This is a genomic window from Enterobacter sp. UCD-UG_FMILLET, from assembly GCF_000762975.1.
GTDB classification, from domain to species: Bacteria; Pseudomonadota; Gammaproteobacteria; order Enterobacterales; family Enterobacteriaceae; genus Enterobacter; species Enterobacter dykesii.
In genome coordinates this window covers 46,339-61,088 of record NZ_JRJC01000023.1, presented here as the reverse complement: position 1 = coordinate 61,088, position 14,750 = coordinate 46,339, and the positions used below count along the sequence as shown (strand labels likewise).

Here is a 14,750-nt window from a genome sequence, read left to right as displayed (position 1 = left end):
GCCGACTAATGTTAACCCTCTGGAGCTGTTAGTGTCCTCATTGCCGGTCGCCGTCATTCTTCCTGAGCTTCTCGCTGCCTTACGCCATTCCCCGCAGGTTTTGCTGAATGCCCCTACGGGCGCGGGCAAGTCCACCTGGCTGCCGCTGCAGATTCTGAAAGACGGAAATATCAGCGGGAAAATTATCCTGCTGGAGCCGCGCAGGCTGGCCGCGCGCAACGTGGCGCAGCGTCTGGCGGAACTGCTGAATGAAAAACCGGGCGAAACGGTAGGTTACAGGATGCGTGCCGAGACCTGCGTTGGCCCAACCACGCGTCTTGAAGTGGTCACCGAGGGTATTCTCACCCGCATGCTGCAAAACGATCCGGAGCTGACCGGCGTCGGGCTGGTGATCCTCGATGAATTCCACGAGCGCAGCCTGCAGGCGGATCTGGCCCTCGCGCTGTTGCTGGACGTGCAGCAGGGGCTACGCGACGATCTCCGGCTGCTTATTATGTCGGCCACGCTGGACAACGAGCGGCTACGACAGGCATTACCCGATGCGCCAGTCATCAGCTCAGAAGGGCGGGCGTTTCCGGTTGAACGCCGCTATCAGCCGCTTCCCCCCCATCAGCGTTTTGACGAGGCCGTCGCCATTGCCACGGCTGAGCTGCTGCGCCAGGAAGCCGGTTCCCTGCTGCTGTTTTTGCCCGGCGTGGGCGAAATTCAGCGCGTGCAGGAGCAGCTTTCTACCCGCTTAGGCGGCGACGTGCTGCTTTGCCCGCTCTACGGCGCGTTGTCGCTACAGGATCAGCGTAAAGCGATTGTTCCTGCGCCGGCGGGGCAGCGCAAGGTGGTGCTGGCAACCAACATTGCTGAGACCAGTTTGACCATTGAAGGGATTCGCCTGGTGGTGGATAGCGCGCAGGAGAGGGTGGCAAGCTTTGACCCGCGCACCGGACTGACTAAACTCCTGACGCAGCGCATCAGCCAGGCGTCGATGGTGCAGCGCGCGGGCCGCGCGGGGCGTCTTGAGCCGGGCATCTGCCTGCATTTGACCAGCGCGGAGCAGGCTGAACGCGCCGCACAGCAAAGCACGCCGGAAATTTTACAAAGCGATTTGTCTGGTCTGGTGATGGATCTGCTCCAGTGGGGCTGCCCGAACCCTGAGCAGCTCACCTGGCTTAATCCTCCTCCTGTCGTAAACCTCACCGCTGCGCGCACGTTGCTGACCCAGCTTGGAGCGTTGGAAGGCGAGCGTCTGACGGCGCGCGGCCAGAAAATGGCGGCGCTGGGCAACGATCCGCGTCTGGCCGCGATGCTGGTAGCCGCGCAAGGGGATGATGAAATTGCCACGGCGGCAAAACTGGCGGCTATTCTTGAGGAGCCGCCTCGCGGTGGCAGCAGCGATCTGGGGCAGGCGTTTTCGCGCAGCCAGGGGAACTGGCAGCAGCGGGCGCAGCAGCTGAGTAAACGCCTGAATAGCCGGGGAGGTGCGCCTGACAGCGATAAGATTGCCTTCCTGCTGGCACAGGCCTTCCCGGACAGGATCGCGCGTCGGCGCGGGCTGGACGGTCGCTACCAGCTGGCAAACGGCATGGGGGCGATGCTGGACAGCGATGATGCGCTGACGCGTCACGAGTGGCTGATCGCCCCGCTGTTGCTGCAGGGCAGCCATTCTCCGGATGCGCGTATCCTGCAGGCGATAGCCGTAGAGATTGACGCTCTGACGCGAGCCTGTCCGCAGCTGCTTCAGCAATCTGATACCGTGGAATGGGATGACGCCCAGGGCACGCTGAAGGCCTTTCGTCGCAGCCAGATTGGCAAGTTGACGCTTGGGACGAAGCCGCTGGCGAAGCCGTCGGAAGACGAGCTTCATCAGGCCATGCTGAACGGAATTCGGGAAAAAGGGCTGAGCGCCCTGAACTGGACGCCGGAAGCGGAGCAGTACCGCATTCGTCTGCACTGCGCCGCGAAGTGGCTACCGGAATACGGTTGGCCTGCGGTGGATGACGAGACGCTGCTCGCTACGCTTGAGCGCTGGCTACTGCCGCAAATGAGCGGCGTACACTCTCTGCGAGCCCTTAAGGCGCTTGATGTTAAGACCGCGTTACAGAATTTACTGGACTGGTCATTACGTCAACGTCTGGATAGTGAACTGCCAGGGCATTACACTGTGCCGACCGGAAGCCGGATTGCCATCCGTTATCATGAGGATAATCCGCCGGCGCTGGCGGTTCGGATGCAGGAGATGTTTGGTGAAGCCACCACGCCGTCCATTGCGGAAGGGCGTGTGCCGTTAGTGCTTGAGCTGCTGTCGCCTGCGCATCGTCCATTACAAATCACCCGAGATCTGGGAGCGTTCTGGGCGGGAAGCTACCGTGAAGTGCAGAAAGAGATGAAGGGGCGATATCCCAAACATGTCTGGCCGGACGATCCGGCGAATACGGCGCCGACGCGGCGAACGAAGAAATATTCGTGAGTTAGGTGGAAGAGGGGAGTGCGGCCTGATGCCCTCACCCCGATCCTCTCCCATGGGGAGAGGGAGAAAACAAATTTTGAGAGATTTCTTCTTTCACAGACCTGTGAAAGAAAAGAAAATCTGGCCTTTGCGCCTGAAAGTTGCGGAGAAAAAGCATGGCGGGGAATGACCGCGAGCCAATAGGACGTAAGGGAAAACCAGCGCGTCCGGCGAAAGAAAAGGTAAGCCGTCGTCGCCTCAGAGATGAGGACTATGACGATGACTATGAAGACGATTATGAGGATGAAGAACCGATGCCGCGTAATGGAAAAGGCAAAGGGCGTAAGCCTCGGGGCAAACGCGGCTGGTTCTGGCTGCTGCTGAAGCTGTTTATTGTTTTTGTTGTCCTGATGGCGATTTACGGCGTGTATCTGGATCAGAAGATCCGCAGCCGTATCGACGGTAAAGTCTGGCAGCTACCTGCGGCAGTGTATGGCCGTATGGTGAACCTTGAGCCAGATATGTCCATCACCAAAAACGAGATGGTCAAACTGCTGGAAGCCACCCAGTATCGTCAGGTGTCTAAAATGACCCGTCCTGGCGAATTTACCGTGCAGGCCAACAGCATTGAGATGATCCGCCGTCCGTTTGATTTCCCGGACAGCAAAGAGGGGCAGGTGCGCGCGCGTCTGACCTTTGACGGCGATCGTCTGGACACCATCGAGAACATGGATAACAACCGTCAGTTCGGTTTCTTCCGCCTCGATCCGCGTCTGATCACCATGCTTTCGTCAGCAAACGGCGAGCAGCGCCTGTTCGTGGCGCGTAACGGCTTCCCGGATCTGCTGGTTGATACCCTGCTGGCAACCGAAGACCGTCACTTCTACGAGCACGATGGCATCAGCCTCTACTCGATTGGTCGTGCGGTGCTGGCTAACCTCACTGCCGGTCGTACCGTGCAGGGAGCGAGTACGCTGACCCAGCAGCTGGTGAAGAACCTGTTCCTCTCCAGCGAACGTTCTTACTGGCGTAAAGCGAACGAAGCCTACATGGCCGTGCTGATGGATGCGCGCTACAGCAAGGATCGTATCCTTGAGCTGTACATGAACGAGGTGTACCTCGGTCAGAGCGGCGATAACGAAATCCGCGGCTTCCCGCTGGCGAGCCTGTACTACTTTGGCCGTCCGGTGGAAGAGCTGAGCCTGGACCAGCAGGCGCTGCTGGTGGGTATGGTGAAAGGGGCGTCCATTTATAACCCGTGGCGCAACCCGAAACTGGCGCTGGAGCGTCGTAACCTCGTTCTGCGTCTGCTGCAACAGCAGCAGGTCATTGACCAGGAGCTGTACGACATGCTGAGCGCGCGTCCGCTTGGCGTTCAGCCGCGCGGCGGCGTGATTTCGCCTCAGCCTGCGTTTATGCAGATGGTGCGTCAGGAGTTGCAGTCTAAGCTCGGTGATAAGGTGAAAGATCTCTCCGGCGTGAAGATCTTCACCACCTTTGACTCCGTGGCGCAGGATGCGGCCGAAAAAGCGGCTGTGGAAGGCATTCCGGCGCTGAAGAAACTGCGTAAGCTCTCCGATCTTGAAACCGCGATGGTGGTGGTTGACCGTAACACCGGCGAAGTGCGCGCGATGGTGGGCGGTGCCGAGCCGCAGTTTGCAGGCTACAACCGTGCGATGCAGGCGCGTCGCTCAATCGGCTCTCTGGCAAAACCGGCAACCTACCTCACAGCCCTGAGCCAGCCAAATCAGTATCGCCTGAATACCTGGATTGCGGATGCGCCGATCTCCCTGCGCCAGCCTAACGGCCAGGTCTGGTCACCGCAGAACGATGATAAACAGTTCAGCGGCCAGGTCATGCTGGTGGATGCGTTGACCCGTTCCATGAACGTGCCAACGGTGAACCTGGGCATGTCGCTGGGACTGCCGGCGATTGTCGACACCTGGCAAAAACTGGGCGTGGCGAAAGATCAGCTGCACCCGGTGCCGGCGATGATCCTCGGCGCGCTTAACCTGACGCCAATCGAAGTGGCGCAGGCGTTCCAGACCATTGCCAGCGGGGGCAACCGCGCGCCGCTGTCTGCCCTGCGCTCAGTGATTGCCGAAGATGGCTCCGTGCTGTATCAGAGCTTCCCGCAGGCGGAGCGTGCCGTTCCTGCTCAGGCCGCCTATATGACGCTGTGGACGATGCAGCAGGTCGTGCAGCGCGGCACCGGCCGTCAGCTGGGCGCGAAGTATCCGGGTCTGCATCTGGCGGGTAAAACCGGGACCACCAACAACAACGTCGATACTTGGTTCGCCGGGATTGATGGCCGCGAAGTGGTGATTACCTGGGTAGGCCGCGACAACAACCAGCCAACCAAGCTGTACGGCGCGAGCGGGGCGATGTCGATTTACCAGCGCTATCTGGCAAATCAGTCTCCTGTGCCGCTGAATCTGGTGGCGCCGGAAGATATCGTCGATATGGGCGTGGACAGCTCCGGTAACTTCGTCTGCGGCGGCGGAATACGTACGCTGCCTGTCTGGACCGCAAACCCGGACTCGCTGTGTCAGCAAAGCCAGCCAGAACAGCCAACGGGTAACCCGTTCGACCAGTCTTCTCAACCACAGCAGCCGCAGCAGCAACAGCCGCAGCAGCAGAATGAGAAGAAAGACAGCGACGGTGTCGCGGGCTGGATTAAAGACATGTTCGGCGGTAACTAACCTTTTAAAGCCCTCTTCCCCGGAAGGGGGCTTTTTTTACCCGTAGACCTCATTTCGTTAACCCTCGCTTTAACACTGATTAACCCTTCGTTTTCTCTTGATGATTTCTTAAACCCTTAATTCTCATAGGGCCGCTTACTGCTTGCTATGCAACCAGCGTTTCGCATATTATTCTGGCGCTCATAATAATAATTCTCGTTTACGTTATCATTCACTTTCACATCAGAGATTCAACATGGCGCTTTCCAATACTGCTCAGCCAATGAACACGTCGCTGCGTAAGCTCGCGGTTGTCGTCGCCACAGCGGTTGCCGGCATGTCTGCTTATGCTCATGCGGCCGAAACCCCGAAAAAAGAAGAAACCATTACGGTAACCTCAGCACCTGCGGCACAGGAAAGTGCCTGGGGGCCAGCTGCGACCATCGCCGCACGGCAATCCGCGACCGGAACCAAAACGGATACCCCTATTCAAAAGGTTCCGCAGTCTATTTCTGTCGTCACTGCCGAAGAGATGGCGCTGCATCAGCCGCGCTCGGTGAAAGAAGCCCTGAGCTACACGCCGGGCGTTGCGGTAGGCACGCGCGGCGCGTCTAACACCTATGATTATTTGATCATTCGCGGCTTCGCGGCCGATGGCCAGACGCAGAATAACTACCTCGACGGCATGAAAATGCAGGGGAACTTCTATAACGACGCGGTGATTGATCCTTACATGCTGGAGCGCGCCGAAATCATGCGCGGTCCGGTTTCCGTTCTGTACGGCAAAAGCAGCCCGGGCGGTTTGCTGAACATGGTCAGTAAGCGCCCAACAACCGAGCCGCTGAAAGAGATCCAGTTCAAAGTCGGCACGGATAGCCTGTTCCAGACCGGGTTTGACTTTAGCGATGCGATCGACGACGACGGCGTTTACTCTTATCGCTTAACGGGCGTTGCGCGTTCTAATAACGCTCAGCAGGAGCGTGCGGAAGAGCAGCGTTACGCCATCGCGCCATCGTTCTCCTGGCGTCCGGATGATAAAACTACCTTCACGTTCCTCTCCTACTTCCAGAACGAGCCTGAAACGGGCTACTACGGCTGGCTGCCAAAAGAGGGAACGGTTGAGCCGCTGCCGAACGGCGATCGTCTTCCGACGAACTTCAACGAAGGCGCGAAGAACAATACCTATTCCCGTAACCAGAAAATGGTGGGATACAGCTTCGACCACGAGTTCAACGATACCTTTACCGTGCGTCAGAACCTGCGCTTTGCCGAGAACAAAACCTCGCAAAACAGCGTATACGGTTATGGCGTCTGTACCGACCCGGCAAACAGCGGCAACAAACAGTGTGCCGCGTTAGCGCCATCGGACAAAGGCCATTATCTGGCGCGTAAATACGTTGTCGATAACGAAAAGCTGCAGAACTTTACCGTTGATACCCAGCTGCAGAGCAAATTCGCAACCGGCGAGGTGGACCACGTCCTGCTGACCGGCGTTGACTTTATGCGCATGCGAAATGATATCAACTCCTGGTTCGGTTACGACGACTCTGTTCCGCTGCTGGATCTCTACAATCCGGTGAACAGCGATTTTGATTTCGGCTCAAAAGATCCCGCGACCTCCGGTCCATATCAGATCCTCAACCGTCAGAAACAGACGGGGCTGTACGTTCAGGATCAGGCGCAGTGGGATAAAGTGCTGGTAACCCTGGGTGGCCGTTATGACTGGGCCGATCAGGAATCCTACAACCGCGTGACGAACACCACCTCCAAACGTGATGATACCCAGTTCACCTGGCGCGGTGGCGTTAACTATCTGTTTGATAACGGCGTAACCCCGTACTTTAGCTACAGCGAATCTTTTGAACCGGCATCGCAGACCGATGCTCAGGGCAAACTGTTCTCGCCGTCTAAAGGCAAACAGTACGAAGCGGGCGTGAAATACGTGCCAAACGATCGTCCGATCGTCGTCACCGGTGCGTTGTACCAGCTGACCAAAACCAACAACCTGATGGCGGACCCGGCGGGCTCCTTCTTCTCGGTTCAGGGCGGTGAAATCCGCGCGCGTGGCGTAGAACTGGAAGCGAAAGCGGCCCTGTCTGCAAGCGTCAACCTGGTGGGTTCTTATACCTATACCGATGCGGAATACACCACGGACACCACCTACAAAGGCAACACGCCTGCTCAGGTGCCAAAACACATGGCGTCGTTGTGGGGCGATTACACCCTGTTTGACGGTGCGCTGTCTGGTCTGACGCTGGGCACTGGGGTGCGTTACACCGGCTCAAGCTATGGCGATCCGGCGAACTCCTTCAAGGTGGGCAGCTATACCGTTGTCGATGCGCTGGTCAGATACGATCTGGCACGCGTTGGCATGGCTGGCTCAAACGTGGCGCTGCACGTGAACAACCTGTTCGATCGTGAGTACGTTGCCAGCTGCTTCAATACCTACGGCTGCTTCTGGGGTGCTGAACGTCAGGTTGTTGCCACCGCGACCTTCCGCTTCTAATCTCTCTTCGGGCACGGTTCGCCGTGCCCTTTTTATTTAAGTTGGCTGATATGCAGGATATTCAAACGCAACCCGACACCACCTTTACGCTCAACCATCTCTCCTTTCGCGTACCCGGGCGCACGCTGCTGCATCCGCTCTCTCTGACGTTCCCTGCCGGTAAAGTGACGGGCCTGATTGGTCACAACGGTTCCGGTAAATCCACCCTGCTCAAGATGCTGGGGCGCCATCAGCCGCCTTCAGAAGGCGATATTCTGCTGGATGACCAACCGCTGGAGAGCTGGAGCAGTAAAGCCTTTGCCCGCAAAGTGGCCTATCTGCCGCAGCAGCTGCCGCAGGCGGAAGGGATGACGGTGCGTGAGCTGGTGGCGATTGGGCGGTATCCGTGGCACGGTGCGCTTGGGCGCTTTGGTGTCGCCGACAGAGAGAAAGTGGAAGAGGCGATTGCGCTGGTCGGGCTAAAACCGCTGGCGCACCGTCTGGTGGATAGCCTGTCCGGCGGCGAACGTCAGCGCGCGTGGATTGCGATGCTGGTGGCGCAGGACAGCCGCTGCCTGCTGCTGGATGAACCGACCTCTGCGCTGGATATCGCCCATCAGGTCGACGTCCTGGCGCTGGTGCATCGCTTGAGCCAGCAGCGTGGCCTGACGGTCATTGCGGTCCTGCACGACATCAACATGGCCGCGCGCTATTGTGACTACCTCGTCGCGCTGCGCGGGGGCGAGATGATTGCCCAGGGCACACCGGCAGAGCTGATGCGCAGCGAAACGCTGGAACATATTTACGGTATTCCGATGGGTATTCTGCCTCACCCTGCCGGGGCTGCACCGGTGAGCTTTGTCTACTGATGCCGAATAACACACGCATTAGCCGCCGTCGCCTGCTGACGGCGATGGCGCTCTCACCGCTGCTGTTCAAAATGAATACGGCGCGTGCCGCCGCCGTCGATCCGCACCGTATTGTGGCTCTGGAGTGGCTGCCGGTCGAACTGATGATGGCGCTCGGCGTCACGCCCTATGGCGTGGCGGACATTCCTAACTATAACCTCTGGGTGAGCGAGCCAAAGCTGCCGGACTCGGTGATCGACGTCGGCCTGCGAACGGAGCCAAACCTCGAATTGCTCACCCAGATGAAACCCTCGTTCCTGTTCTGGTCTGCGGGCTATGGCCCGTCAGAGGAGATCATGGCGCGCATTGCGCCCGGGCGCGGATTCGCTTTCAGCGACGGTAAAAAACCACTGGCTGTGGCAAAAAACTCGATTAACGAGATGGCGCATTTCCTCAATCGCGAAGCGGAGGCCAAAAAGCATCTCGACGAATTTGATGCCCTGATCGACTCCCTGAAGCCGCGCTTTGCTCTCCGGGGCGATCGTCCGCTGCTCATGGTGACGCTGCTGGATGCCCGCCATATGCTGGTCTTCGGTAAAAACTGTCTGTTCCAGGAGGTGCTGGACAGCTTCGGCATTCGCAATGCCTGGGAAGGGGAGATGACCTTCTGGGGCAGTACCGCCGTGGGTATCGACCGCCTGGCGGCGTTTCGCGATGTGGACGTGCTCTGTTTCGACCACGGTAACGAACGCGACATGCAAACCCTGATGGCGACCCCGCTCTGGCAGGCAATGCCGTTTGTGCGCGAGAGGCGCTTCCAGCGCGTTCCGGCGGTCTGGTTCTACGGCGCGACGCTGTCGGCCATGCATTTTGCCCGCGTGCTGGATAACGCCCTGGGAGGTAAAGCATGAGTACGCGTATTGCCCGCTTCCCTGCGCTGCTGTTATCCCTGCTTTTTCTGGTTGCGCTGGTATTAACCGGATTCAACCTCTCCACGGCGTTACCGCGCGAGCAGTGGGGGGCCGCTCTGGCCTCGCCGGATATCGACAATATTCAGCAGATGCTGTTCCACTACAGCCTGCTGCCGCGTCTGGCGATCTCCCTTTTGGTCGGGGCCGGCTTAGGGCTGGTGGGCGTGCTGTTCCAGCAGGTGTTGCGTAACCCGCTGGCAGAGCCAACCACGCTCGGCGTCGCGACCGGCGCGCAGCTTGGGATCACCATCACCACGCTGTGGGCGCTGCCGGGAGCGTTAACCTCGCAGTTTGCGGCACTCGCGGGAGCGTGCGTGGTGGGGGCGCTGGTCTTTGGCGTGGCCTGGGGCAAGCGCCTTTCCCCGGTAACGCTTATTCTGGCCGGGCTGGTGGTGAGCCTGTACTGCGGGGCGATTAACCAGCTGCTGGTGCTGTTCCATCACGATCGGCTGCAAAGCATGTTCCTGTGGAGTACCGGCACGCTCACCCAGACTGACTGGAGCGTTGTAGAGCACCTGTGGCCGCAGCTGGCTGGCGGCGTCGTGCTGACGCTGCTGCTCCTGCGCCCTCTGACGCTCATGGGGCTGGACGATGGCGTGGCGCGTAATCTGGGACTGGCGCTGTCGCTGGCTCGTCTGGCGGCGCTGACGCTGGCGATTGTATTGAGTGCCCTGCTGGTCAACGCGGTTGGCATCATCGGGTTTATCGGCCTGTTTGCGCCGCTGCTGGCGAAAATGCTCGGGGCGCGTCGCCTGCTGGCGCGTCTGATGCTGGCGCCGCTGATTGGGGCGCTGATCCTCTGGCTTTCCGATCAGCTTATTCTCTGGCTGGCGCAGGTCTGGAGGGAAGTCTCCACCGGCTCTGTGACCGCGCTTATCGGGGCGCCGCTGCTGCTGTGGCTGCTCCCGCGCCTGCGCAGCATGAGCGCACCGGCGATGGACGCGGGCGATAAAGTTTACGCTGAACGTCGGTCGGTGCTGTGGTTTAGCCTTGCCGGTCTGGCGGTGCTGATGATCGCCTCGTTCGCGGCGCTCTCATTCGGACGCGATGCCTCGGGCTGGCACTGGGCAACGGGTGATTTACTCAATGAACTGGTGCAGTGGCGCTGGCCGCGTATCTTCGCTGCGCTGATCGCAGGGGTAATGCTGGCGGTGGCGGGGTGCATTATTCAGCGTCTGACCGGCAACCCGATGGCAAGCCCTGAAGTGCTCGGGATCAGCTCTGGCGCCGCCTTTGGCGTGGTGCTGATGCTGTTCTTTGTGCCGGGCAATGCGTTTGGCTGGCTGATGCCTGCCGGCAGTATCGGCGCGGCAGTCACGCTGATGATTATCCTGATAGCCGCCGGCCGCGGCGGATTTTCACCGCACCGCATGCTGCTGGCCGGGATGGCGCTCAGCACGGCATTTACCATGTTGCTGATGATGCTGCAGGCCAGCGGCGATCCGCGTATGGCGAAGATCCTGACCTGGATTTCCGGCTCGACGTACAACGCCACCGGCAGCCAGGTAATCTGGTCCGGGATGGTGATGCTCGTGCTGCTGGCGATGGTGCCGCTGTGCCGCCGCTGGATGACCATTCTGCCGCTCGGCGGCGAAACCGCGCGCGCGGTGGGAATGGCGCTGACGCCAGCGCGTGTGGCCCTGCTGCTGCTGGCGGCGTGCCTGACGGCTGTGGCAACCCTGACGATTGGACCGCTGAGTTTTGTCGGATTAATGGCGCCGCACATTGCCAGAATGATGGGATTCCGCCGGACGATGCCGCATATCGTCATGTCGGCCCTGACGGGCGGGGTGATGCTGGTGTTTGCGGACTGGTGCGGAAGAATGGTGCTGTTCCCGTATCAGATCCCGGCGGGTCTGCTGTCGACCTTTATCGGTGCGCCGTACTTTATTTATCTGTTGAGAAAGCAGAGTCGGTAATAAAAGTAAACGGCAATCTTTAGATTGCCGTTTTAGTGTTTGCTCCCTCTCCTCATGGGAGAGGGTTGGGGTGAGGGCATCAAGCCGCACATCTTAGAGCTTCGTAAACACCTTACGCGCGGCGTCGATGGTGTTGTTGATATCATCTTCGCTGTGCGCCACCGACATAAAGCCCGCTTCGAACGCGGACGGCGCCAGGTACACGCCTTCGTCCAGCATCAGGTGGAAGAAGCGCTTGAAGCGCTCAACGTCGCACTTCACTACTTCCTGATAGCAGGTCACGGTTTTTGCGTCGGTGAAGAAAATCCCGAACATGCCGCCCACGTGGTTAACCACCAGCGGAATACCGGCCTCTTCTGCGGCTTCCAGCAGACCGTTTGCCAGCTGCGTGGTCAGGTCGGTCAGGGTTTCGTGGATGCCCGGCTGAGCCACTTCGGTCAGGCAGGCAAAGCCCGCCGCCATGGCGATGGGGTTACCGGAGAGCGTGCCCGCCTGGTAAACCGGACCGGTTGGCGCCAGGGCTTCCATCACGTCCTTACGTCCACCGAATGCGCCGACAGGCATGCCGCCGCCGATGATTTTACCCAGACAGGTGAGGTCCGGCTCAACGCCGTAATATGACTGGGCACCCGCCAGCGCCACGCGAAAGCCGGTCATGACTTCATCGATGATCAGCAGCGCGCCGAACTCATCGCACAGGGCGCGCAGGCCCGGCAGGAAGTCAGGCTGCGGCGGGATACAGTTCATGTTGCCGGCGACCGGCTCAACGATGATGCAGGCGATCTCCTGCGGATACTGCTCGAACGCCGCGCGAACGGTAGCAATATCGTTGTAGGTGCAGGTCAGGGTATGCTTCGCGAAATCTGCCGGTACGCCCGGAGAGTTCGGCTGGCCGAGCGTCAGCGCGCCGGAACCGGCTTTCACCAGCAGGCAGTCCGCATGACCGTGGTAACAGCCTTCAAACTTGATGATTTTATCGCGACCGGTAAAACCGCGCGCCAGGCGGATGGCGCTCATGGTCGCTTCGGTACCTGAGTTCACCATGCGCACCATGTCCATGGTAGGCACCAGTTCAGTCACCAGCTCGGCCATTTTCACTTCCATTTCGGTTGGCGCACCGAAGCTCAGGCCGCGCTGGGCGGCTTCAATGACCGCGTTACGAATGGCCGGGTGGTTGTGTCCCAGCACCATCGGGCCCCAGGAACCCACATAATCGATATAGGCCTTGCCATCGACATCATACAGATACGCGCCGTCAGCACGTTCGATAAACAGCGGCGTACCACCCACGCCGGTGAAGGCGCGCACAGGTGAGTTCACGCCACCCGGAATAAGCTCGCGGGCTGCACTGTAGAGGTTTTCAGACTTGCTCATGGCGTCGTTCCTGGTTCGAATAAAATGGTTAAGCCCACTATTCTAAGTGATTCGGGGAAGGTTATGAAATTTTTAGCCGGGCAATGCTTTAAGATTTGTTAAGTAATTTTCAGGAGACGGTAGGGTCGTCTCTGGTAAAATCCTTACGGGTTTTTGTATGACGAATAAGAACAGGACATGAAATCAGATTCTCCATCTTTTGAAGAACAACAGTTTACGCGCGCCCAGCACCGAATCAGCATTCGGCGGCTGCTCAATCGCGATAAAACGCCGCTGGCGATCCTGCTGGCCGCTGCCGTGGTGGGCACTCTCGCGGGCCTGGTTGGCGTAGTGTTTGAAAAAGCGGTTAATGCCGTACTCAACTGGCGAGTGGGCACCGTGGCCGGTTTTGCCGACAGCGAATGGCTGGTCTGGGTGTGGGCATTCGGGCTGTCCGCGCTGTTTGCCATGGTGGGATATTTTCTGGTGCGTAAATTTGCGCCGGAGGCGGGCGGGTCCGGCATCCCGGAAATTGAAGGGGCCCTGGAGGAGCTGCGTCCGGTGCGCTGGTGGCGTGTCATCCCGGTGAAATTTATCGGCGGCATGGGTACGCTGGGCGCGGGGATGGTTCTTGGCCGGGAAGGGCCTACGGTTCAGCTGGGCGGGAACGTTGGCCGCATGGTGGGCGATCTGTTTCGGATGCGCAGCGCCGAAGCGCGCCATACGCTGCTGGCAACCGGTGCGGCGGCGGGGCTTTCCGCCGCGTTTAACGCGCCGCTGGCGGGCATTTTGTTTATCATCGAAGAGATGCGCGCGCAGTTTCGCTACAACCTGATCTCCATTAAAGCGGTGTTTACCGGCGTCATTATGTCGAGCATCGTGTTTCGCCTCTTTAATGGCGAAGGGGCGGTCATTGAGGTGGGTAAACTGACCAACGCGCCGGTTAACACCCTGTGGCTTTACCTGATCCTCGGCATGATTTTTGGCGTGGTGGGGCCGCTGTTTAACACCTTTATCCTGCGCGCCCAGGATATGTTCCAGCGCATTCACGGCGGGAACACCACGAAATGGGTGCTGATGGGGGGTCTGCTGGGCGGCATGTGTGGCGTACTCGGGTTTATCGAGCCGAATGCCGCAGGCGGCGGGTTCGGGCTGATTCCCATTGCGGCGGCGGGGAATTTCAGCGTGGGTCTGCTGCTGTTTATGTTTATTTCACGCGTCATCACAACGGTGTTGTGTTTCTCCTCCGGTGCGCCCGGCGGGATTTTTGCCCCGATGCTGGCGCTGGGCACGCTGCTGGGGACTGCGTTTGGTATGGCGGCCGAAGTGGGCTTTCCCGCTTATCACCTTGAAGCCGGGACGTTTGCGGTGGCCGGAATGGGCGCGCTGCTGGCCGCGTCCCTACGTGCGCCGTTGACTGGCATCGTGCTGGTGCTGGAGATGACGGACAATTACCAGCTCATTTTGCCAATGATCATTACCTGTCTCGGCGCGACACTATTAGCCCAGTTCCTGGGCGGAAAACCGCTATACTCCACCATCCTTGCGCGTACCCTGGCAAAACAAGAGGCGGAGCGGGCCGCCGCGCAGAATACTTGAATGAATTACCAGGGTATTAGATAATGACATAAAGAATTGGGTGAATTTTGCCCAATAGCAGTATTCATGGGAGCATAAGATGAGTGATGACGTAGTAGCTGTACCGCTCGAATTTACCGAAGCAGCAGCCAACAAAGTGAAAAACCTGATTGCCGACGAAGACAATCCGGATCTGAAACTGCGTGTTTATATTACCGGTGGCGGCTGCAGCGGCTTCCAGTATGGTTTTACCTTTGACGACCAGGTTAACGATGGCGATATGACTATCGAGAAACAGGGCGTCGCGCTGGTGGTTGACCCGATGAGCCTGCAATATCTGGTAGGCGGTTCGGTGGATTACACTGAAGGTCTGGAAGGTTCACGCTTTGTTGTGACTAACCCGAACGCAACCAGCACCTGCGGATGTGGTTCGTCGTTCAGCATCTGATGACCAAAAAACGGTAACCTGGCGGTT

Annotated in this window: 9 protein-coding genes; 8 read left to right on the top strand and 1 reads right to left on the bottom strand. The window is 59.0% G+C overall.

All coding sequences use genetic code 11. The features are described 5' to 3' along the window. The first annotated feature begins 31 nt into the window (after nt 1-31). The 6 genes from hrpB (at nt 32) to fhuB (ending at nt 11,344) form a co-directional block, all read left to right on the top strand. On the top strand, nt 32-2,461 hold the full coding sequence (gene hrpB, locus LA04_RS10560; protein ID WP_047651493.1) for an ATP-dependent helicase HrpB: 2,430 nt from the start codon (nt 32-34) through the stop codon (nt 2,459-2,461). 155 nt (nt 2,462-2,616) lie between these two features. Further along, nucleotides 2,617-5,142: a bifunctional glycosyl transferase/transpeptidase gene (gene mrcB / locus LA04_RS10555; protein ID WP_047651491.1), complete on the top strand. Its 2,526-nt coding sequence runs from the start codon at nt 2,617-2,619 to the stop codon at nt 5,140-5,142. Between the two features lie 235 nt (nt 5,143-5,377). After that, on the top strand, nt 5,378-7,627 hold the full coding sequence (gene fhuA, locus LA04_RS10550; RefSeq protein ID WP_047651488.1) for a ferrichrome porin FhuA: 2,250 nt from the start codon (nt 5,378-5,380) through the stop codon (nt 7,625-7,627). Between the two features lie 50 nt (nt 7,628-7,677). Then, on the top strand, nt 7,678-8,475 hold the full coding sequence (gene fhuC, locus LA04_RS10545) for a Fe3+-hydroxamate ABC transporter ATP-binding protein FhuC (protein ID WP_033144663.1): 798 nt from the start codon (nt 7,678-7,680) through the stop codon (nt 8,473-8,475). Then, nucleotides 8,475-9,365: a Fe(3+)-hydroxamate ABC transporter substrate-binding protein FhuD gene (gene fhuD, locus LA04_RS10540; RefSeq protein WP_047651486.1), complete on the top strand. Its 891-nt coding sequence runs from the start codon at nt 8,475-8,477 to the stop codon at nt 9,363-9,365. Before fhuC ends, fhuD begins: the two co-directional genes overlap by 1 nt. Next, complete coding sequence (gene fhuB, locus LA04_RS10535) at nt 9,362-11,344, top strand: Fe(3+)-hydroxamate ABC transporter permease FhuB (RefSeq protein ID WP_047651484.1); 1,983 nt, start codon at nt 9,362-9,364, stop codon at nt 11,342-11,344. Before fhuD ends, fhuB begins: the two co-directional genes overlap by 4 nt. A 93-nt stretch (nt 11,345-11,437) precedes the next feature. Here the strand turns inward: fhuB and hemL are convergent, their stop codons facing one another. Then, nucleotides 11,438-12,718, bottom strand: coding sequence for a glutamate-1-semialdehyde 2,1-aminomutase (gene hemL / locus LA04_RS10530; protein WP_047651483.1), 1,281 nt, complete (start codon nt 12,716-12,718; stop codon nt 11,438-11,440). A 177-nt stretch (nt 12,719-12,895) separates the two neighbouring features. Here hemL and clcA point away from each other — a divergent pair, with 177 nt between their 5' ends. Together clcA and erpA are read left to right on the top strand one after the other, a co-directional pair. After that, nucleotides 12,896-14,296: a H(+)/Cl(-) exchange transporter ClcA gene (gene clcA, locus LA04_RS10525; RefSeq protein ID WP_047651482.1), complete on the top strand. Its 1,401-nt coding sequence runs from the start codon at nt 12,896-12,898 to the stop codon at nt 14,294-14,296. Nucleotides 14,297-14,375: 79 nt separating this feature from the next. Beyond that, nucleotides 14,376-14,723: an iron-sulfur cluster insertion protein ErpA gene (gene erpA / locus LA04_RS10520; RefSeq protein ID WP_047651481.1), complete on the top strand. Its 348-nt coding sequence runs from the start codon at nt 14,376-14,378 to the stop codon at nt 14,721-14,723. Nucleotides 14,724-14,750: the final 27 nt, after the last annotated feature.